A 21,122-nucleotide genomic window follows, 5' to 3' on the forward strand; every position below is an offset into this window, starting at 1 on the left:
CAAACGCGCAAGACATTTGTCTCAGGCGTTCGCGCTAGAGTGTGGGCATGGGAAACCGTGAGGATCTGCTCGCCGGCGCACGACAGTGCCTGTTCGACAAGGGCTATGCCCGCACCACCGTGCGCGATATCGCCACCGCCTCGGGGGTGAGCATGGCGGCCATCGGCTACCACTTCGGATCCAAGGAGGCGCTGCTCACGGCCGCGCTGACGGAGGCCACCGAGGAGTGGGGAGACCGGTTGGCACGGACGGTGACGGCGACGGAACCGAGTCCGGATCCCCTGCGGCGCTTCGCCTCCCACTGGGATGCCATCCGCGAATCGGTGACGGCCGATCGCGGGCTCTGGGCCGCGACCTTCGACGCGCTCTCGCATCCGGAGACCCGGGCCCAGCTGGCGCAGCGGACGGAGGACGCCCGGGCGGGACTGGCCCGATTGTTCGAGGGCGATGAGGGGGACGATGCCGGACGGTCGGTCGGCGCGCTGTACCAGGCGCTGCTCATCGGGATCGCCGCGCAATCGCTGATCGACGGCGAGACCGCCCCCAGCGGAAGCGAACTCGCGGAGGGGCTGCGGCGGATCACCGGGGTCCGCGACACCGCGCCCGAGTAGCCGAACGGATCACAGGAGGGCCGCGCGGGGTCAGGCGGCCCGCAGATTCCTACTGACTGGGATTCCAGATGCGAGTGCAAACGTCCGAAATGCCGTTATGGTTACGGTGTCCTCGGGTAATTAGTTGGGGGGTAGGCAGTTTCGTATGGAAGCTCTCGAAGTCTTCATGCCGTTCGACCCGGCGGGGCTCAATCCCGCGGAGCCGCAGGCGGAAGCGGGAATGTGGGCCTGGCTGGAAGCCTACTCGCTGGTGCCGACCGAGCCCACTCGGCGGCGCATGGAACGGACCCGACCGGCCCGTATGTACGCACTCTGGTGCCCGGGCGCGAGCGCCGAGGAGCTCACGCTGCTGAGCCAGTACACCGCGTGGGCCTTCATCGTGGACGACCAGTTCGATATCGAAATCCCCGAGCCACCGCGGTGTTTGGCGGCGATCCTCGCCATCGAAGCCGTACTGGACGGTATCGACAAGCCGTCCGGCGTACTCGCGATCGCGTTCGCCGAACTGTGGAAACGGCTGCGCCAGGGCCGGTCCCCGGCGTGGCGCGAGAGCGTGCGCGGCGAGATCCGGGACTGGCTGTGGACCTATTACGCTGAGAGCGTGGGCCGGCTCTCCGGCAACCTCCCCGACCTCGAGGACTACCGCGCGCATCGGCGAGATGGCGTGGCGCTGTTCGTGTTCCTCGATATCAGCGAGCGCGCCGAGGGCGTCGACCTGAGCCCCGCGACCCGGCACCTGCCCGCCATGCGCAGTCTGCGCGCCGCGGCCGTCGAGCACATGGGCCTGTTCAACGACGTGCTGTCGGTCGCCTCCGACGAGGCGTCCGGCTATCTGTACAACTCGGTGCTGCTGGCGCAGTATCACCACGGCCACGATCGAGCTCAGGCCCGGCAACTGGTGAACGGCATGCTGTCCGAGTGCGTGGCGCGCATGACCGACGCGGTCGAGCGTCTGCCCACCGAACTCGACGACGCCGGCATCACCGGCCGCGAACGCGCCGACGCCCTCGCCACCGCCGCGAATTACACCGTCTACGTGCGCGCCAACCACGACTACCACTACCAGGCCGCCCGCTACACCAGCGCACCCGCCGAGGCGCTCGAACACGGGCTGCCGCTGACCTGACCACGCCCAACAGCGCACCGTTGCCGAACTGAAATTCGCAGGCAACCCCCGGGTTTCAGTTTCCGATGGGACGATGGGGTTCTTCTGAGCATTGCTACCCAGCTGCCACCGGGTGGCTGCGGTAACCGTGTCCGAGAGAGCGGGGCCGATTATGCGAGCGTCGAAACCGATCCGTTTCACCGTGGGAGCGCACGGGGAGGGCAAGCGCCGGTGGGGGCTGTCCCGCCCGGCCGTGGCCGCCCACGCCGGGCACGACGAATCCCGTGCCCGGGCAGCCGAATCCATAACGCGCCCACTCGACACGACCGCGGAGCGAAGAGCCCGTAGACAATTGAGCGAAGCCAGAGCGGCCATAGACCCGGTGTTGCGGACCGCGGTCAGTGGCCTGACCGAGCCGCTGGACCTGATGGCCGGGTACCACTTCGGCTGGTGCGATCCCGAGGGAGCGGCCGTCAGCGGCGTGCAGGGCAAAGCACTGCGCCCGGCGCTCACCTTCGCGGCCGCGACCGCGTGCGGCGGGGACCCGGGCAAGTCGGTGCACGCGGCGGCCGCGGTCGAACTGCTGCACAACTTCTCGCTGGTCCACGACGACGTGATGGACTCCGACGCCTTCCGCCACGGCCGTCCCACGGTGTGGCGGGTCTGGGGTGAGACCACCGCGACCCTGCTCGGCGACGCGCTGCAGGCGGTGGCGCTCGGCGCGCTGTGCGACGGCGTGCCGGAGACCGTCACCGCGGAGGCGGTCATCCGATTGACCCGGGCCACGGTCGACCTGTGCCACGGGCAGTACGCGGACTGCGACTTCGAGACCCGGGCCGCCGTCACCGTCGACGAGTACCTGGGCATGGCCGCGGGCAAGACCGGCGCGTTGCTCGGCTGTGCCTGCGCGCTGGGCGCGCTGTGCGCCGGCGCCGACGAGCGCGTGGTGGCCGCGATGCACACCTTCGGCGCGGAACTGGGCCTGGTCTTCCAACTGGTCGACGACTACATCGACATCTGGGGCGATCCGAAGGTCACCGGGAAACCCGCGCACAGCGATCTCATCCATCGCAAGCAGTCGTTCCCGGTGGTGTGCGCGCTGGAATCGGGCACGGCCGCGGGTCGCGAGTTGGCTCGGCTCTACCGCACCCGGCATCCGTTGACCGCGGCACGCGCGGCGCGGGCCGCGGAGCTGGTCGAGCGGGCGGGTGGCAAGCAGCGCACGCTGCGGCGGGCATCGACGGCATTGGAAGCGGCTTTCGCGGCGCTGCCCGGTGATCTGGTGTCGGATGATCTGACCGCATTGGCTCAGCTGGTCGCCCATCGCGATCACTGATCCGGAGTACGGCCGTGCGGGCGGGGCCTGAAAAACAAAGTACGTGTAACCGGCGGTTACACGTACTTTGTTTTTTGAGAAATATCTGATGAGGTACGCCGACTGTATCAGAGCCATCGACAATGTGGTGATGGCGAAGCCTTGTCTGCTGTTGCAGCTGCGACCCGAGCAAGCGGCCTCCGACCAGGAGTATGAAGCGATCCTCGACGCAGGCGGTCTCGCGCCGCAGGAGGTGACCCGGGTCGAGATGAATCGCGGCATGCCCGATCTCGACCTCGACGACTACTGGGCCGTCATCGTCGGCGGCGGGCCCAGCAATATCAGTTACCCCGAGGACCGCAAGTACGACTACCAGCGGGTCTTCGAACCAGAACTGCGGAAGCTGCTCATCGAGGTGGTGCGCCGGGACTTCCCCTACCTGGGCGCCTGCTACGGGTTGGGCGCGCTGGCCGATGCCCTGGGCGGGCAGGTCGGGACCGGCCGCTACGCCGAATCACCGGGAGCGACCACCATCGAACTGACCGGCGACGCCGACGACGATCCACTGCTGCGTGGCCTGCCGGACGCCTTCCGCGCCTTCGTCGGCCACAAGGAGTCCTGCCAGGACGTCCCGCCCGGCGCGACCCTGCTGGCCAGGTCCGCCGGCTGCCCGGTCCAGGCGGTCCGGGTCGGCGAGCACGTCTACGCCACCCAGTTCCACCCCGAACTCGACGGCCACGGCCTGGCGCTGCGCATCGAAATCTACCGCCACGACGGCTATTTCGACCCGGACGAGGCGGACTACCTCACCGAACTCGGCCACCGCGAGCACATCACCGTGCCCCAGGAGATCCTGCGCCGCTTCGTCGCCCGCTACCGGGAGTGACTGGCGATCACCGCTGTTCCCGCACCCGGCACCGGATCCGGCAGGGCACGGGCCCGACCGGGTGCAGCACGAGGTCGGTGGTGAGCGGGATTTCGCCCGGGGGAGTGGTGAATTCGAAGTCCCGGATGAGGGTCGCGACCGCGATGCCGGCCTCGAGCATGGCGAAGCGCTCCCCGATACAGCCGCGCGGGCCGTGGCCGAAGGGCAGCCAGGCGAACTTGTGGCGGCCGGCGTCCGCGCCGGGGACGAAGCGGTGCGGGTCGAACCGGAACGGGTCCGGCCACAGGTCGGCGCGGTGGTGGATGACCCACGGGGCGACCGTGACGTCGGAGTGCGCGGGGATGTGGTACCCGCAGATCTCGCTGTCACGCATGGCCACCCGGGAGAGGTAGGGCGCGGGCGGATAGAGACGGGCGGCCTCCTTCAGCACCATGGTCGTCTCGTCCAGCGCGGCGAGGTCGGCGCTGGTGGGCGGTGCGGCCGGCAGCCGCTCGTCGATCTCCCGGCGGATCCGATCCTGGAGGTCGGGGGGGCGTCGGGACGGGCTGTCGGTGGACGGACGCGGCGAGCTCAGCGCGGCCGTACCGGGAACTCGGACGGCCTTACGGGCCCTGATCGCGTTGGCCTGCGGCGGGGACGATGCGGTACCCGCCGCCGGGAGCCTGCGCGTCCCCCGATCCGAGCCCGGGCAGTACTACGTCCTGCACGCGGTGCCGATTCGACTGGGCGACAGTGCGTTTCAGTGCCCCCGGCTCGCGCTGATCACCATCGTGGACCCGGAGGACGCGTTGCGGCGTTCTCCGGTGGAGATCTGGCGGATGCTCTACGGATTCACCCCGCGCGAGGCGGCCATCGCCGAAGGCGTGCTGCGCGGCGAGGGGCTGCAGGCGGTGGCCGATGCGCTGGCGGTCACGCTGCCCACGGTGCGGGTGCATCTGCAGCACATCTTCCAGAAGACCGGCACCCACCGTCAGGCCGAACTCACCCGGCTGTTGCTCGCGACCGGACCGGTCTTCACAAGCCCTCGAGTCGTCGGCCGCGCACGGCGACGGGTCGCGATCGCGGCGGCGACCAGGAGTGCCACGGTGAGCCAGATGTAGGCGTTGTGAACGATGACAGCGAAATGGCCCGGGTCCGCCAGGCGCAGAACGCTTTCGGAGGGCAGGCCGAGGAACGGGAAGACACCGCCCGAGCAGAGGAGGAAGATCGCGATCAGCGCTGCGGCGGTCAGCGCCGAGCGGTGGCGAACGGTGAGGTCGGCCGCGCAGATCAGCAGGGGTGCGAGCCAGACCCAGTGGTGAATCCAGGTGTAGGGGGAGATGGCGGCGGCGGTCATGCCGCACAGGGTCAGGGCGGCGAGTTCCTGGCCGGTCGCGGAGAGGCGGCGGGCCACGACGAGACAGGCCAGGGCGGTGGCGAGGGCGGCTGCGGGCCAGAGCAATTGGGCCAGGCCGCCGGAGCCGAGGGATCGGGCGAGCAGGCCACGCAGCGATTCGTTGTCGGGGTTGCCGGGGACGCCGACGCGGGCCGGGTCGGCGAAGGCGCCACTCCAGAAGGTGAGGGAGTCCTTCGGCATGACGGCCAGACCGATTGCCAGGGTGGCGGCGCAGGCGCCCGCCGCGGCCGCGGCGGCGCGGAAGCGACCGGTCACCAGCAGGTAGAGGATGAAGAAGGCGGGCGTGAGTTTGATTCCGGCGGCGATACCGGTCAGCGCGCCTTTCCAGCGGGAGGAGTCGGGCAGGGTCATATCGGCCAGGACCAGCAGCAGGAGCAGCAGGTTGACCTGGCCGAGGCCGATCGTTTGGCGGGTCGGCTCACACCACAGCAGCACCGCGGTGGCGGCGGGGATGACGATCAGCAGGCGCCGGTCGCGACGGAAACCCAGCAGCGACAAGGCCGCCCACACCGATCCGGCGAGCAGTGCCACGTTGCCGAGCGCACCGGCCAGAGTGAGCGACGCACCGTGCAGCATCACCAGTGGCACGAACAGCAGAGCCGCGAAGGGCGTGTAGACGAATTCCCATTCGCCGCGCGTGTGCCCGCGCAAGGGAGTGTCGTAGACCGAAACCCCTTGCACCACACGGTCGGCCGCGACCCGGTAGACATCGAGATCGTCCAGCGGGAACATCGCGCGCGGCGGCAGCAGGGCCTGGCGCAGGTACCAGTAGGCGGCCAGGACGCCCAGCGCTCCGATCAGCCACACCACCGGCAACGGCACCGACCGCCCGGGCGGTGCGACTGGATTCAGGGAGGCCGCGTCGCCCCTCGTCGGAACGGGCATGCGGACTCCCACGGTGGTTCGGGCTGGCGTGTGCCCGAACCACCGTAGTGGCGATTCAGTTGTCGCGCAGGGCGATCAATCCCGGGATGACACCCAGATAGGCGGTGCCATCAGGGCCGATGCTGATTCCGGCGTAGTTGTTGTTGAAGCCGGGACCGGTGCCGGCGAGGTGCTTCCAGACCGTGGCCCCGGTCCGGAAGTCCAGCGCGGTGAGGTACCAGGGGTCGCTGGGTTCGGAGCCTTTGGTGTAGCTGTAGATCAGGCCGGTCGCCAGTGAGAGCTTGGGGACGACGGTGGGCGCGGCCTCGGTGTTGTTGGCCCAGACCTGGTGGCAACCCGCGCCGTCAGCGTCGATGTCGATGCGGGCGAAACCGGGCGTGGTGGTCTTTCCGAGCAGGGTGGCCTCGGGACCGGTGTACCCGTAGTTGTTCTCGACGATCAGCGAATTGCCCGCGCTGATCAACGAATTCTCGGTATCACTGGCCCCCGCGCCGAACACGGGGACGGCGCACACCTGTCGCTGTGCCGCCCCGGGCGCGGTGCGGTAGACGACGACGTTCATCGGATCGGCGTTGTCGGTGATGGCGACATAACCGCCCGACAGGATGGTCGGTGTGGTGCCGGTGCCGTCGTCGACCTGGCCCGGTTTGCGTTGTCCGCTATTGGCGTAGGTGGTGCGCCAGGTGATGGCGGGCGCACCGCCGGGTCCCGAGTCGAAGCGGAGCAGTTCGCGGTTGGTGGCGATGTAGACGTCGCCGTCATTGCCCACCGCGAAGGAGTTCTCGATCTCGCCGTTCGCGCCGTCGCCGAGCCGGAGCACTTGTGCCGCACCGGTGTTCAGGTCCAGGGTGCCGACCACGCCGTTGGTGCGGGCCACGAACCACAGCAGCCCGTTGCTGTCGGGCAGCGCCGAGTTGAAGGTCTCGCCGGGCCGCAGCAGCCCGGTCAGGTCGTGGTCGTGCACGACGGTGAAACCGTCACCGGCGCTGTTCACCGCGAAGACGCGGATGTGGCCGTCGCGGGAGGCGACGACGGCGCGATCCTGATCGTCGAGGTAGAAGTACGCGCCGCCGGTGAAGTTGCCGAACGCGCCCGGCCGCAGGAAGGCCCCGGGGTCACCGGGAAGTGCGCTGCGGCCCAGCACAATCAGGGTGACCGGGTCGAGCAGGTACAGCGCGGGCGACGGCCCGATGCAGGTCGTGATGATCCGACCGGCGTGATCGAAGGTGAGCGATCCGCACTCGCCGCCGATGACCGCCGACACCATGCGAATATCGTGGCCGAGCGGTCCGGGGCGGGTGGTGGTGTTGCTCATCCAGCCGTCGTCGTGGATGCCGGAACTGCCGTTGGGCGCCAGGTAGGGGTGCTGCGGAACCGGCGGCAGACCGGTGACCGGTTGCGCGACAGCCGGATTGCCGAGGAATACCGGCGGTGCGCCGGGTACGGCCGGGATGGGCAGGGCGGCCGCGGTTCCGGCGACCGCGGCGAGCAGGGTGGCGGCGCCGCCGATGACGCCGCCCCGGGAGCTATTTCGCACCGATGCCGTCCCGGAGGAAGTCGGCGAGCTGCTCCCCGAAGGGTTTCGCGGTCTGGGTGAAGTAATCGTTCCATCCGTCCTGCTGGGCCTGCTGCAGGTAGGAGGGTAGCGGCTGCTGCAGTTCGGTACGCACGGCCTCGTCGTGAAGCCGGCTCATGGTGTCCCGCAGAGCTCCGCCGATGGCCGCTGTGTTGTCGAGTTCGAGCCGACCATCCGGGGTGGAGTAGTCGTAGAGCTCGTACTCCTCCTGCTGCGCGGCGTCGATGCGTAACGTGCCCGCTGCCCAGTGCGAGTAGCGGACGAATTTGGCGTCGGCGGTGCGCAGCGCGATCACGTGTCCCGGTGCGTCACCGTTGAATCGGACCGCGGCCTCCTCGATGGAGTGCTCGTCGGTGGTGTGCAGGATCCACGGCCGTCCGGGCGCGCGGGGATCGCGGGCCACCGCGGCGATATCGTGCCGCCCGGCCAGGTGCGCGTAGCGGTCGTCGGAGCGCCAGCCGGTGCCGCCGGTGCCGATGGTCAGCAGCAGGGCTGCCAGGTCGACGCTGGAGGTGAGCTGGTCGCGTACACCGGGGGACGGGGTGAGCAGCCCGCGCGGGTCGTGGATGTAGAGCGGTACCCGAAGGGCCTCGTCGTACGCCCCGCCGCCCTTGCCGTGCAGGCCGTGGGAGCCCGCGTAGTCGCCGTGGTCGGAGGTGAAGACCACCACCGTGTTCGCGGCGACCTCGGGCCGGGACTCGACCGCGGCGATCACGCGGCCGATCTGGATGTCCACCTGCTGCTGGAACCACAGGTAGAGGTTGCGCAGCTCGATCCATTCCTGGTCGGCGCCCGACGTGCCGTAGGGGGCCAGACCGAAGGTCGCCGCCGACACCTCGACCAGCGCCATCTGCAGTCGCGGCTTACGGGAAAGCTGGTCGAGGGTCTCGAAATTGCCGGGCAGGTCGTTGATCCAGCGCGGAATGTTGTTGTTGGCCAACGTACGTCGCGTCCAGCGCGGCCACCATTGGATGTCGTGCGGATTGACCAGCGACACCGTCGTGCACCACGGGCCTTGCGCCGCATCGGTGTCGAGCCACTGGACGAATTCGTCGACGATGCGGCCGTCCATCTGCAGTCCCTGTTCGGGCGCGCCATTGGGGGAGGGGTAGGTGCCGCCGTCGAAGCCGTAGCGGTCCAGGCCGCCCGGGGTGGTGTCGGCGTAGTGGCCCAGATGCCATTTGCCCCACCAGGCGGTGCGGTAGCCCTGTTCGCGCAGCATCGAACCCCAGGTGGGGAAGCCCGCCGCCAGCTCCGACTGCGAAGTCGACAGGCAGCCGGTCTGGTGGGCGTACAGGCCCGTCACCAGGGCGCCGCGGGAGGGGGTGCAGTCGTTGGCGGCGGTGTAGTGCTGTTCGAACGAGACCGACTTGTTCCGCAGCGCGGCGATATTCGGCAGGATCGTGTCGAGGACGGACTGCTCGGGGAACCAGATCGGGGCCCGCATCTCGTCGACGATGACGACCAGGATGTTCGGCTTGCCCGGGTCGTTGTCCCGGCGGTCGGGTTCCGCGGTGGCCGGGCCCGCTGCCGCCACTGCGGCCGCCGTGGCGCCGGCCATCGCGCCGGTGCCGAAAAACCCTCTCCTGCTGATCATTCGGTCACTCCTGTGGTGGTGCCGGTGGCGGCGATGAACGCGCTCACCACGGCGGCGAGTTCGGGTCCGCGGTCCTCCTGGAGGAAGTGACCGGCGTCGGTGATGGTGGTGTGTGCCTGACCGGCGGCGCCGGGCACCTTCTCCTGGAAGGGCCGGTGACCGCCGGAGGTGATCGGGTCACCGTCGGAGAAGGCGGTCAGCACCGGCTTCTCGAACCGCGCCAGCTGTTCCCAGGCGGCCCGGTTGGCCGGGGCGGCCGGATCGTCGGGGCGGGTGGGGACCAGGAGCGGGAACGCTCGCGCGCCCGCCTTGAAGGTCTCGTCCGGGAAGGGCGCGTCGTAGGCGGCCACCACCTCGGGGGACAGGGTGGTGCGGCAGCCGCCCGCGATGATTCCGCCGACGGGGAAGGTCGGCGTCTCCTGGGAGAAGCGCTGCCAGGCGGCGAAGGCGTCGGTGAGTTTCGCGTCGCCGGTGGGCAATCCGGTGTTGGCGACCACCACGCGGGCGAACCGGTCGGGGTGTTCGGCGACCAGCCGCAGGCCGATGAGGCCGCCCCAGTCCTGGCAGACCAGCGTGATGCCGGTCAGGTCCAGGCGGTCGAACAGGACCTCGCGGATCCACTCGACATGGCGGGCGTAGGTGTAGTCGGCGCGATCGGCGGGTTTGTCGCTGCGGCCGAAGCCGATGAGATCCGGTGCGATGCAGCGCGATCCGGCTTTCACCAGCACGGGGATCATGGTCCGGTACAGGAAGCTCCAGGACGGTTCGCCGTGCAGCAGCAGGACGACGTCCCCGTCGCGGGGACCCTCGTCGAGATAATGCAGCCGTAGCCGGGTCGCGCTCCCGTCCCCGGCGGCCACGTCGGTGTAGTGGGGTTCGAAGTCGAAGTCCGGCAGATCGGCGAACCGGTCGTCCGGTGTCCGCAGTGCGTGCATGCTGCCGACCCTAAAACTATTTGCACGTGGAGTGCAACAATCAATTTTCCTGTGTAGGGTCGACCGTGATGGACGGACGTACAGCACGAGCGGCGAAGAACCGCCAGGCGGTCCTCGAGGCCGCCCTGGCGCTCATCGACGAGGGCAATCTGCAACCGACCGCGCAGGCGGTCGCCGAGCGGGCGGGCGTCGCCACACGGTCGGTGTACCACCACTTCCAGGACCTGGAGACGCTGTATCTCGACGCGGCGCAGACCCAGATCGCCCGGCATTGGATCGCACTCCTGGAACCGGTGACCGGCGACCTGAACCAGCGCATGGACACCCTCGTGACCCTGCGCTCCGACCTGTTCGAGAACGTCACCAACACCCGCCGGGCCGCGCTGCTGCGCGAACACGAATCCGCGGTCCTCTCCGAACGTCTGAACGAGAGCCGCGCGGCGCTACGCGCCCACCTGCGCACCAATCTGCCCGAAATCGACGCGCTCGAACCGGCGTCCCGCGAGGCCGTCTTCGCGATGTGTTCCTGGGAGACCTGGGACACCCTGCGCCGCCATCAAGCCCTCCCCGTCGACGCCGCCTGCGCGGCCGTCACCGCGGTCCTGACCCGCATGCTCACCTGAGTCGCCAAGAAGGAACATCCCCATGGCCATCGTGCCCGATCAGTTCACCCCCTTCCCGACCCCGTGACCAGGCCCCCGGGGCGCGACTAGGCTCTTCCGGGTGCTGTTCCTCCGGGTGCTCGGCCCGATCGAGGTCGAGGTGGACGGTCGGCTCGTCGACATCGGCGGGCCCGTTCCCCGGCGGTTCCTCGCGGCCCTGTCGACCACGCTCGGCTCCGCGATGTCCGACGAAGCGCTCGGTGAGCTGATCTGGAGCGCCGAGCGGCCACAGCAGGTGGGCGGCACACTGCGGGTGGTGGCTTCACGGCTGCGGTCGGCGTTCGGTCCGCCCGCGCGGGATCTCTTGCAGCGCAGCGTATCCGGGTATCGACTGGACGTACCTCCAGAGTGGACCGACAGTGGGCGCTTCGCGGCATCGGTCACCGAAGGAGTTCGGGCGCTGGCGGCCGGTGAGCCGGCGCGCGCTGAGCGGCTCCTGGCGGACGGGCTGGCGTCGTGGCGCGGAGAACCGTGGCCTGAGCTGGATCATGCGCCCGCGTTGCCCGCCGAACGGACGCGTCTCGCCGAGCTGCGCGATGTCGCGGTCGAAGAGTTGCAGGCGGCGCGACTGGCCTGCGGGCAGACCGCGGCGGCAGTCGCGGAATTGAGCGAGGCGGTGGCGCGAGCCCCGTTCCGGGAACGGCGGTGGGAGCTGCTGGCGCTGGGGCTGTATCGCGGCGGGCGGCAGGCGCAGGCGCTGGCCGAGCTACGGCGAGTGCGGGAACTACTGGTCGAGGAACTCGGCGTCGAACCCGGGCCCACGCTACGCCTGCTCGAGCAGCGGATGCTCGCGCACGATCCCGGACTGCTGGCCGCGACCACGGCCCATCCTCGGCCACCGGTCGACGGCGTGGTTCGCGCTGTGCCGCAGCCTGTTTCGAGGCTGCTCACCTCCTTTGTCGGTCGTGACCGAGAACTGCGGCTGCTGACCGAGCTGATGGGGGAGCAGCGGATGGTCAGCCTGGTGGGGCCCGCCGGAGTCGGCAAGACCAGGCTGGCGGTCGAATACTGTGCGGCGCGGGAGGATACGGTCGACCGCTGGATCGTGCGCCTGGGTGATGCCCGCCGGAGCGATGCGGTCGCCATGGCGGTCGCATCCGCGCTCGGGCTCATCGATCACACGGGCGAGCCTGCCGCTTCGGTGCGGCGCGCGCTCGCGGTACGGCCGGGGCTGCTGGTGCTCGACAACTGCGAGCATCTGATCGAGCCCGTCGCCGAGCTGAGCGTGCTGCTGCTCGCCGGCTGTCCTGGATTGCGGATTCTCGCGACCAGCCGCCAGCCTCTGGGCATCGACGGTGAGCAGGTGCTGACGGTCGAACCCCTGCCCGTGACCGGCCCGGACGGTAACGATGGCAGCGCGGTGCAGCTGCTGATCGACCGAGTTCGGGCCGGTCGATCGAATTGGCAACCGGCCGAGGATGATCGGGCGTGCGCGCGGGAGATCTGCGCGACCCTGGACGGGCTGCCACTGGCGATCGAATTGGCCGCCGCCCGGGAGCGTGCGTTCGGGCTGCGCGACATCGCCTCCCACATTCGCGATCGGCTCGACGTGCTCGGACCGACACCACGGGGATCCCTCTCACCACATGCGGGACTCGAAGCCGCCATCGGATGGAGCGTCGAGCACCTCACCGACGCCGATCGCGCGATGCTGTTGCGGCTGTGGCCGTTCGAAGGCGGATTCACCTGGCAGGCCGCCGAAGCGGTCCGGCCCGCGGCGGCCGGAACCGCGGTGCTCGCCACCTTGGCGTCACTGCTGGATCGGTCGGTCATCAGCGCGGACACCACCACCGGCCCGACCCGGTATCGGATGCTCGAGACCATTCGCCGCTACTGCCGGGACGTCGATCCCGATCCACAGGCCAGTCGCGCCGCACACGCCGCGTGGGTGCACGACTTCGCAGCAGCGCAGACCGCACTGCTGACCGGGCATGGGGCCGGGCCCGCCTACCGCGCCTTGGCGGGGGAGATGCCCAACATTCGCACCGGCATCGACCACGACCTCGATCACGATCCCGTACGCACGCTGAGGACCACTGCCGCACTGCAATTCGCGTGGACGACCCTCGGAGTGCTGGCGGACGGTCGCCGTCTGCTGCGGACCGCACTGGACCGCGCCGCACCGGCGGAACACACGGATCGGGCGCGCGGGCTGGCCGCCCTGTCCATCGTGTCCTTCCATGCCGGGGATCCCGCCGAGGCACTCGCGCACGCGGACGCCGCCCTGGACCTCCTGACCGCCCCGGAGTCCGAGCGCGATCTGATGTTGCACGCGTTGATGTTCCGGGCATTGGCACTGACCGCGCTCGGCGACCCGACATCCACCCGGGCGGCGGTCGACCGCCTGAACGCGGAGGTCGACCGCCTGCCCACGCCCGAGTGGATCCGCGGCTGCGCCCAGTTCGGCCACGGCATCACCCTGCTGCTGGAAGGCGACAGGACCGAGGCCCTCCGATGGCTGCGCAGTGCGCGACAGCTCAGCGCCGACTGCGGTCACCTCTGGTGCCAGGGCATGGCCGATGTGGTGGTCGCCTGGTCGGTGCTCTCGCCGGGTGACGACAGGGACGCCGCCGCGGAGGCACTGACCGCGCTCGATCGGGCCTTGGGCGTGTTCGCCGAACAGTCGAATATCTCCGATGCTCTCGGCGCGATCTACGCGGCCGCGCACGCCCTCGTGCTGACCTCCGAACCCCGAGCGGCACTTCAGCTACGGGCGGCCGCACTGCACCACTCCGAGCGGGTCGGAGCCGACCCGCGCCGCTATGCGCAGTTCGCGCATCCGGCGCTGATCGAGCGGATGAACCGGCTGCTGCCCGCCGCGGACGCGGCGGCCGCCGAACAGGCCGGGAAGCGGATGAGCTGGACGGATATGGTCGATCTCGTCCACGACGCCGCGGGGAAGCCGCTGTAGCGGATTTGAAACACCCGTCGGCGACGGTGAACCGGTGACCACCTTCGACCTGTCCGCCGAGACCACCGTCGATTGCCCGGCCTCGAAGGTCTGGGCGATCCTCGCCGACTACGCGAACGACACCGCCTGGCGCTCCGGCGTCGTCGCCATGACCGCGAACCCGCCCGGCCTCGTCTCACCCGGCACCCGCACCGCCGAGGAACTCCGATTCGCCGGACGCACCTGGCGCAATGATGGCGAAGTCCTCGCGGTCGACCCCGGCACCCGGATGACCTGGCGCACCACCTCGGGAGCCGATGCCGAGGGCGCGCGCACCGTGACCCCACTCGCAACGGATCGATCTCGGATTCGCTTGGAACTGCGGGTCACTCCGCACGGCATGCAGCGGCCGTTCGGCGCGCTGCTGGCCCGCATGCTGCGGCGGAATCTCGATCGCGACGTCGCCGCACTGCGGGCGCTGATCGAGCGCACGAGTGTGTGACGTTCCCAGCGCTCACCCACTTCGATCGGCCGAAGCCGTTGCGATGCAACGGCTTCGGCCGTCCCCTCTTATCGAAGCGGTCACCGTGCGTGCGCGGTGGCCTTCGCGGCCGGGTGGGGTGTGCCCACCAGGGTCGCCGGGTAGAGCGTCTGGGCGAACTTGCGGTCCTGGGGGTCGATGTCGAGGCCGCCGGGAACGGGCTTGCCGTCGCGCATGATCGAGCCCGGCAGCTGGTAGCACATGATCGACAGGGTGTCGGCCGGTGTGGCGATGAGGCTGACGTCCTCGAGCGGGGTCAGCACCTGGGCGCGGGTGGTGTCCGGGCTCCAGCCGTCGGTCGCCTGGAAGTACTTGATCGCCTTCTTGGGGTCGATGTCATCGACGACCTCGCGGCGCAGATGCTCGTGCGGGAAGCCCAAGGTGTGGCCGGTCTCGTGGCGCACGACCCGCTTGTACTCGCTCTCGGGGGTGTCCATGGAGAAGGAGTCCAGGTTCATGGTCGGCTGGTCGGCGGCGATGTGCAGGATGTCGGTGCCCAGATACGACCAGTAGCCGTCGCCGGGGGTGCGCGCGATCCGCACTTCCGCATCCTTGCTGCGGCTTTCGGAGAACTTGATGTTCGCGCCCGGCGACCACGCGTTCATGTGGCTGACGATGCGCTTCTTGAGGTCGGCGTCGTCGGTGTCGAGGAACCGCACCGCGAGATGCACGCCGCCACTGCGCCAGTACTTGGTGGTCATGGCGGAGATGAATTCCTTGTTCACCGTCCCCGGCGCGACCAATCCGGTGACCGGACGCACGTAGGGGCGGTTCGCGGGATTGATCTCCACGGCCGTCTTGGCGGCCGCGAACAGGGTGTCGCCGGGCAGACTGCGCGGCGTGCACACGATGATGACGTCTCCGGTGGACATGTCTTTCACTCCTGATGGTGATTCGTTGCGGTGAGGGTGACCTCGGTCCAGAGGTCGCCGTGCACGGCCAGGTGGCCGGGTACGGCTTCGGGCGGCTGGTCCGCGCGGACCACCGTGTGATGGTGCTGTTCGAGCGACTCGACCAGCGACTTCTTGGGTATGGTCTTCACCCATCGCTGCACCGGCCCGAACGGGACCATCGCGTACCCCGATGTCTGCCAGTCCTTTTCGACGAATCGGCGAGGAGTGGCGTTGTGCGAGCCGTGATGACCGACCTTGTACAGCGCCAGGTCGGTCAGCAGGTCGACATTGCGGGCGTCGGAGAACACGTACTCCCACGCACCTTGCTGCGCGTCCCCGGGGAACAGCAGCCGCGTTCCGGACACATCGAGGACGAAGAAGACACTGGTGTTGTTCACGGCGTTCTCCAGAATCGCCGCGGCACGCAGCAATCGGTCGTCATCGTGCACCAGATTCTCCAGCGCCAGATCCGTTTTCGCCTCCGGAAGCCGGCCCGGCAACTGACCGGTGCTGATGTATCGCGCGTGGAACAGCGGCGTGAGCGGCCCGGCGGAGCCGGTGCCGGCGCCCGCGCGGACCAGCGGCCACGACTGCTGGGCCGGCGGATCCATGCGCTTGAGGAACTTGATGTCGCGGGAGGGCCCGAGAATGTGGGCGATCACGCCGACGCGGTCCACGGCGATCCGGTTCTCGGCCTCGGTCCGGCTGGGCAGGAACCGAACCCGATGCGGGGCGGCGAACCCGCGCTGATTGCGGCCCAGCAGCCGATCGGTCGCGGCGGCATTGCCCTGCGCGTTGAGCGCGAACATGCGGGCCTGTTCGACACCGGCGGGCAGACGGCCGTCGAGTTCGGCGACGCGCCGTTGGCTCAGCGCCAGCAGGCCGTTGGCGGCCTCGGCCTGACCGCCGCGGATACGGCGCGCGTCCGCGTCGTCGGGGTCCTCGACGAACGGCACCCACACCTCGTCCACCAGCACCTGTTCCCATTCCTCGCAGGCGAATCCGGTGATGTGGTCGGCGTGGTGGTGGGTGGCGACCACGACATCGAGGTGCGGGCGGTGGTCGGGCGCGGCCTCGGTGAGATCGGCGATGATGGCGCGCACCGAGTCGCGGATCGGGCGGGCCCGGCCCTGACTGTGCACGCCGCAGTCGACCAGCATCCGCCAGGTGTCGTCGCCGCGGCGGACGGTCACCGTGAACGCGTCGCCGAAGCCCACGTTGTACATGCGGACCGAAATCGTTGTCCGGGTGGCCATCTCGCACCTACTCCCCGGTGTCGGAATGGATCGTGGCGAAGCCGAGACGGTGGATCGCGTGCTCGGCCGTGAAGTCGCTCAACGGGTCCGCGGCCTCCAAAGACTCGAACCATTGGGTCATTTCGGCGAGCCGCTGCTTCCCGGCTTCATGGAACTCTCTGGCGTTGTCGTCGGTCGCCACCGCCGGATCACTCAGGGGCAGCGGCTTCGCGATGATGTATTCGACGCCGCCGTCCACCCGGACGACCAGGGCGGTGCCCGCGCGGATCGCCGGCGGCTTGTACTGCTTCGGGTCCTCGAGGTCGGTGCGCCGCTGCAGTAGCTGAATGGCCAGCTCCGGGCGCGGCAGCCGGTCGCCCGCCCGCCGGTAGGAGACGTGGATGCCTTCACAGCTGATCGGCAGCTTCGGATCGAGTCCGATTTGCAGGGCGTTCACGCGGGCCCAAGCGGTGATGCCGATGGCGACCTCACGGAAGACCACACTCGTCGTCGGGAGCTCCAGGGCGCGGGGACTGCCATTGCCGTCGGGGACCGGCGGCGTGCGCAGTTCGCCCGCCGCGCCGCCCGGGTCGAGGTCACGGGAGGCCGACAGGATGACCTTGGACAGGTCCACCGCGTGCTTGCCGCGGCTGACGTTCAGGCCGGTGTCGGGCTGATGCCAGACCAGCGCCTCATCGGTCAGCGAGGCGACGCTGGTCGGCCAGATGCCGCGCCGGCGCAGCGCCTCCACCAAGGTGGCGCGCAGATGCTCGCGGTCCTCGGGGTAGAGGCCGCGGTCAGCGGTGACGATCGCGCGCACCACATCGCCGAAGCGGACATCCACCACCGGCAGATAGTCGAAGGCGCGCACCACCATTCCGAGTAGGCGGTCCGCGGTCTTGACCGCCTCGTCGGCGATGCGGGACACCAGATCCGGATGCAGGTGGCCGGGCGGCAGCACGCCGGTGCCGCCGGTCGCGATCCGCAGCAGGTCCGCGATGGCGCTCTGATAGGAGTCGAGGTAGGCGTCGAAGACCGCGGCCACGAAGCACGCGCCCAGTTCGTGCGGCTCCTGCGCGGCCAGAAACTGATTGGGGGTGCGGTCCGGGCTGCGGATCGCCGAGCGCAGAGCCGCGCCGCGGCCGGTGGATTCGCCGAATTCCCGTGCCAGATCCAGGAGTCCGCCGCTCTTGCCGAGCTCGCCCGAGGTCTTCGTGATGGCGTCGACGACGACGTCGCGGTGGGTGAAATGCTGGAACAACGCCATCAGATCTGCCACCGCCTCGTGCCAGGCGAAGACGTCCCGATGCGTGGATTCGCTGTAGAGACGGCGGATTCGGTGCACGATCGCGTGGGTCACCTCGTGGGCGACGATGTCGCTCGACAGGCAGGTGAAGATGATCTGACTGGGCAGATTCGCGCCCGGATTCTCGGCATCGGCCCGGTAGTAGCCGAACAGGACCGCGCGGCGCTTCGGATCGAAATAGGCGTTCTGGCCCTCGAAGGCGTGCGGAACCAGGCGCAGGACCTGCTCGCGGTGCCAGCGGAAACGGCGGCCCATGAAACGCTCGAAGCGTTCCAGGACGCTCATCGCGACGGCGTAGACGACCTGCTGATGGGCGCGGGGATCGCTCTCGGTCGGGCGAATCCCGTCCTGCGCCAACAGATACGGGTCGTCGAGGTCGATCGGGGCGTACCACTTCTCGCGGCTGGCGTCGTAGTCGACGACCTGCACGAGTCCACCGTCCGGGCCGGGGCCCTTGAACTTCTCGAACGGGATGTCCAGGGTGAGGAAGCGGCCGGTCAGGCGCGTCGACATGGGGTCGAAGGCGAAGGTCCGCAGTCGGCGGCGTGCGGGCGGGCAGATGCCGCCCATGCTGTAGGCGACTACAGGTGCGGTTTCGTCCATTGCTCGTCCTCCCACCGGACTGCGCGCGGGATCCGCTTGCCGTAGTTCGTATCCGTCTCGCACCGGGTCCGCACGCTCGCGTGCAACAGGGCATCCGCGGGGATGCGGCGGTGACGGTAGGTGAGCAGTGCCCAGATCCAGCCCATGCGGTGCACTCGGCCGCTCGCATGGTTCTCGGTCAGGGCGCAGACATCGCGGTAGGCCTTGGGCTTCAGGGTCAGTCCGGCCTCGATCGCGCCGTCGGCGATCCATTTCAGCGCGATCCCGGCCAGGCGCGGATCGTCCTCGAAGGTGCCGCCGACATCGGAATGGACCCCGGCGAACCAGGCCTCGGTGAGGACGGGCCGTTCGCCCTTCGGAACGACGAGATATTGCTCGTACGGGCGTCGCTTCTCGTCGATGGAAACGGCGTGCCGGACGCGTTCGACATTCGGGATCTGACGGGTGAAAGGCCAGTGCAGATTCCAGCGGAACAATCCGGCCGCCTTCACCGTGTCCCAGACCCCCAGATATTCGATGGGAATCGAGAATTCGCGCTCGGGGGTCTTCGAGCAGAAGGAGCGGGCGTAGCGGCGCAGTTCGGGCCAATCCGTCGTCTTGCGCGTATAGGCGCTGACGACGTATTGGACGAGATTCTCGCTGCCGGGCCGCAGCAGCCCGGGCTCGTGCAGCAGCCCAGCCAGGGCCCGCGCGGTGTAGGCGCCGCGGCTGAAACCGAAGACGAACACCCGGTCGCCCGGTCGCCAGTGTTCGATCAGATAGGTGTAGGCCTCGGCGAGATTCGAGCGCAGACCGCTGCCCACGGCCAGGCCGAGCATGCGCGACACCCAGCGCGCGGGCGGTGACCACGCGCCCCGGGCGCTGAAGGTGCCGACGCCCGGATCGTAGAACGCGATCTGGCGGGCGGAATCGCTCAGATCGAGCATCTCGAACAGACGGACGACATTCGTGCTGCCGGTGGCCCGGAGTTGATTGCCTGTCCCGTCGAGACAGATGACGATGTTCTTCGCCGCCGATTCTGTAGACACCTATCGAGTGTCGCGCGGAAGAATCGCCAGGTATCGAGTAGTGGCGTACTCGAATTTCGGTAAACGGAGGGGTCAACTACTGAATTCGCGTACCCCAGGTGAGTGCTTTCCTATCGCCGGGGCCCGCACGGGCGCGGAACCGACTCCTTGGCGGGGCCGGCAGCGCACTCCCTGCCCAGGCCGTAATCGTACATTTGCCCCATTGTCCCGGCGACCATGATCAAACGCCCGAAAACGGCGACCCTAGCCCATTCTCGATCACGAGCTCCGTTGCAAGCCAACCGGTTTCGCGGATTCCAGCAAGCACGATTCGGGACCAAAGACCCTTTCCCCGGCGGGATCGGATGCCGTCCACTGAAATCACCGGCTCGGACGAAATCGCCACCAGCGGAACAGATTCCGAGCCGGGCAGGGGATAAGCCGGACGGAAGAAGGCTCACCATGCCATTGTCAGCAGCCGAGCTCGCCAGCCTGGGGAACACACCCATCACCACGCTGCGATCGACGGCCTTCGCGAACGTGTACCTACGGATGAACGGCACCGGGGTCACCGCGCTGAGCAACAATGGGGAGGCGTCGTCAACTGCCAGTTCGCCGCCGAGGGCGGCTCGTCGACGTCGCGGCCCAGCTCCTCGTGGCCGCGACGTCGGCGCGAGGTATCGGGCCACTGACGCCGGTGACGCTTCCCGAAACTGGACGACCTCGGCTTAAGCCCTGCAGGGAGTTAGCTGACGGTGAGAATGGCGCAATTTGTCATAGGCAAACTGGGCCTATCGGTTTGCTGTCTGATTACCATGCCGCTTGTCGGTTCAGATTGCCAGGGCGCGCAGGTCGGCGCGAACCTGGCACTGGCGGGAAGTGAGCCCGGTGATGGACGTGACCATGAACCTGCTGAGCGAGATCCGGTGCCGGTATGGCAGTTTGGACGAATTTCTCGCGCGACTGCATCGCGCGCTCGACGAACCCACGGTCGAGTTGCCCGCCATGCGCGACACCGGGGCCGCGACCGGAGGGCGGCACCGCATGCGCGCTCGCGTGTGAGGCGTCAACTGGCTGCCTTGCCCGACGATTCGCCGGCCGGATGGGTGACCGAGAGGACGACGTCATGGCGGGTATCTATGAGCGCCCGCAATGTTCGCCGTCCCCAGGTCCGAAACCCGAACGCGACCACGCGCGTACCGGTTCCCGTCTTTCCTCAGTAGAGGCTGTGCGCCGTCACCAGGCCATGTTCGCGTAGCTCGCGAGCATTTCCTCGCTCTCGCGCGAGAGCTTCCAGGTGCCGCCGACGTCCTTCCAGGTCACCGAGAACGGGAAGGCATAGGATCCCAGCCGGCTGTTCAGCGTGGCGGACAGGACGTCACCGTCGACCGAGATCGGCCCCGACACGTCCCAGCTGTACCCCGGAATCCGCTGAATCACCTGATTCACGTTGCCGATCTGGCTCGCGTCGCCGGACTCCAGCTCGGCGGCGGACCCGTTCAGCGCAGCCTGCAGCTTGCCCTGCAGCTCACCCGCGGACGGCGTGGCCGGCGCGGCCACGGCGGCCGGAGCGGTCGCGACGACGGCGACGGCCGGCGCCAACAAGCTGGCGGACAGCATCGAGGCCACGACGAACTTGCGAATCATGAGCAGATCTCCTTCAGGTCAGGTTAGGCTAA

At 68.9% G+C, this 21,122-nt stretch carries 18 protein-coding genes and 1 pseudogene; 9 read left to right on the top strand and 10 right to left on the bottom strand.

Annotated elements, in window-relative coordinates:
* The first annotated feature begins 47 nt into the window (after positions 1-47).
* The 4 genes from ACWEOI_RS12210 to ACWEOI_RS12225 all read left to right on the top strand — a co-directional run bounded on the left by ACWEOI_RS12210 (position 48) and on the right by ACWEOI_RS12225 (position 3,917).
* Positions 48-611: a TetR/AcrR family transcriptional regulator gene (locus tag ACWEOI_RS12210; RefSeq protein WP_452359610.1), complete on the top strand. Its 564-nt coding sequence runs from the start codon at positions 48-50 to the stop codon at positions 609-611.
* A gap of 145 nt (positions 612-756) precedes the next feature.
* Positions 757-1,737 (top strand): terpene synthase family protein, encoded by a 981-nt coding sequence (locus ACWEOI_RS12215; protein ID WP_452359611.1) that lies wholly within the window; start codon positions 757-759, stop codon positions 1,735-1,737.
* 331 nt (positions 1,738-2,068) lie between these two features.
* A complete protein-coding gene (locus tag ACWEOI_RS12220; protein ID WP_452359612.1) occupies positions 2,069-3,052 on the top strand; it encodes a polyprenyl synthetase family protein in 984 nt (327 codons plus the stop codon).
* Between the two features lie 130 nt (positions 3,053-3,182).
* A complete protein-coding gene (locus ACWEOI_RS12225) occupies positions 3,183-3,917 on the top strand; it encodes a glutamine amidotransferase (protein ID WP_433665757.1) in 735 nt (244 codons plus the stop codon).
* A gap of 7 nt (positions 3,918-3,924) precedes the next feature.
* Here the strand turns inward: ACWEOI_RS12225 and ACWEOI_RS12230 are convergent, their stop codons facing one another.
* The gene (locus tag ACWEOI_RS12230) at positions 3,925-4,533 is read right to left on the bottom strand and encodes a cytochrome P450 (protein WP_452360127.1); all 609 of its coding nucleotides are present in this window, start codon (positions 4,531-4,533) and stop codon (positions 3,925-3,927) included.
* A gap of 202 nt (positions 4,534-4,735) precedes the next feature.
* Between ACWEOI_RS12230 and ACWEOI_RS12235 the strand changes: the two are divergent.
* A pseudogene (locus tag ACWEOI_RS12235) lies at positions 4,736-4,849 on the top strand (helix-turn-helix transcriptional regulator); the annotation flags it as partial.
* Positions 4,850-4,887: 38 nt separating this feature from the next.
* Here ACWEOI_RS12235 and ACWEOI_RS12240 read toward each other — a convergent pair.
* The 4 genes from ACWEOI_RS12240 to ACWEOI_RS12255 are packed head-to-tail and all read right to left on the bottom strand — an operon-like array spanning position 4,888 to position 10,306.
* On the bottom strand, positions 4,888-6,198 hold the full coding sequence (locus tag ACWEOI_RS12240) for a glycosyltransferase 87 family protein (protein WP_452359613.1): 1,311 nt from the start codon (positions 6,196-6,198) through the stop codon (positions 4,888-4,890).
* A gap of 55 nt (positions 6,199-6,253) precedes the next feature.
* Positions 6,254-7,735: a hypothetical protein gene (locus ACWEOI_RS12245; RefSeq protein WP_452359614.1), complete on the bottom strand. Its 1,482-nt coding sequence runs from the start codon at positions 7,733-7,735 to the stop codon at positions 6,254-6,256.
* Positions 7,725-9,371, bottom strand: coding sequence for a sulfatase-like hydrolase/transferase (locus ACWEOI_RS12250; protein WP_452359615.1), 1,647 nt, complete (start codon positions 9,369-9,371; stop codon positions 7,725-7,727). The genes ACWEOI_RS12245 and ACWEOI_RS12250 overlap by 11 nt, the downstream gene beginning before the upstream one ends.
* Positions 9,368-10,306 (bottom strand): haloalkane dehalogenase, encoded by a 939-nt coding sequence (locus ACWEOI_RS12255; protein WP_452359616.1) that lies wholly within the window; start codon positions 10,304-10,306, stop codon positions 9,368-9,370. Before ACWEOI_RS12255 ends, ACWEOI_RS12250 begins: the two co-directional genes overlap by 4 nt.
* 68 nt (positions 10,307-10,374) lie before the next feature.
* Between ACWEOI_RS12255 and ACWEOI_RS12260 the strand changes: the two genes are divergently transcribed.
* From ACWEOI_RS12260 to ACWEOI_RS12270, 3 genes are all read left to right on the top strand, one after another.
* Positions 10,375-10,929 carry a TetR/AcrR family transcriptional regulator gene (locus tag ACWEOI_RS12260; RefSeq protein WP_452359617.1) on the top strand — a complete coding sequence of 185 codons (555 nt, stop codon included), beginning with the start codon at positions 10,375-10,377 and terminating at the stop codon, positions 10,927-10,929.
* Between the two features lie 100 nt (positions 10,930-11,029).
* Positions 11,030-13,879: an ATP-binding protein gene (locus ACWEOI_RS12265; protein ID WP_452359618.1), complete on the top strand. Its 2,850-nt coding sequence runs from the start codon at positions 11,030-11,032 to the stop codon at positions 13,877-13,879.
* A 34-nt stretch (positions 13,880-13,913) separates the two neighbouring features.
* Positions 13,914-14,360, top strand: a complete 447-nt coding sequence (locus tag ACWEOI_RS12270) for an SRPBCC family protein (RefSeq protein WP_452359619.1) — start codon at positions 13,914-13,916, stop codon at positions 14,358-14,360.
* 80 nt (positions 14,361-14,440) lie between these two features.
* Here ACWEOI_RS12270 and ACWEOI_RS12275 read toward each other — a convergent pair whose 3' ends face one another.
* The 4 genes from ACWEOI_RS12275 to ACWEOI_RS12290 are packed head-to-tail and all read right to left on the bottom strand — an operon-like array spanning position 14,441 to position 19,464.
* Entirely contained in the window at positions 14,441-15,271 is an 831-nt protein-coding gene (locus ACWEOI_RS12275) for a M12 family metallopeptidase (protein ID WP_452359620.1), read from the bottom strand.
* A 5-nt stretch (positions 15,272-15,276) separates the two neighbouring features.
* Positions 15,277-16,548, bottom strand: a complete 1,272-nt coding sequence (locus ACWEOI_RS12280) for a hypothetical protein (protein WP_433665767.1) — start codon at positions 16,546-16,548, stop codon at positions 15,277-15,279.
* Positions 16,549-16,555: 7 nt separating this feature from the next.
* Positions 16,556-18,436, bottom strand: a complete 1,881-nt coding sequence (locus ACWEOI_RS12285; protein ID WP_433665768.1) for a hypothetical protein — start codon at positions 18,434-18,436, stop codon at positions 16,556-16,558.
* Positions 18,415-19,464: a DUF2235 domain-containing protein gene (locus ACWEOI_RS12290; RefSeq protein ID WP_452359621.1), complete on the bottom strand. Its 1,050-nt coding sequence runs from the start codon at positions 19,462-19,464 to the stop codon at positions 18,415-18,417. Before ACWEOI_RS12290 ends, ACWEOI_RS12285 begins: the two co-directional genes overlap by 22 nt.
* 870 nt (positions 19,465-20,334) lie before the next feature.
* On the opposite strand from ACWEOI_RS12290, the gene ACWEOI_RS12295 reads away from it, so the two are divergent.
* On the top strand, positions 20,335-20,505 hold the full coding sequence (locus ACWEOI_RS12295; protein ID WP_433665772.1) for a hypothetical protein: 171 nt from the start codon (positions 20,335-20,337) through the stop codon (positions 20,503-20,505).
* A 174-nt stretch (positions 20,506-20,679) separates the two neighbouring features.
* Here ACWEOI_RS12295 and ACWEOI_RS12300 read toward each other — a convergent pair whose 3' ends face one another.
* A complete protein-coding gene (locus ACWEOI_RS12300; RefSeq protein ID WP_433665773.1) occupies positions 20,680-21,090 on the bottom strand; it encodes a hypothetical protein in 411 nt (136 codons plus the stop codon).
* Positions 21,091-21,122: the final 32 nt, after the last annotated feature.

The organism is Nocardia sp. NPDC004340 (assembly GCF_053602575.1).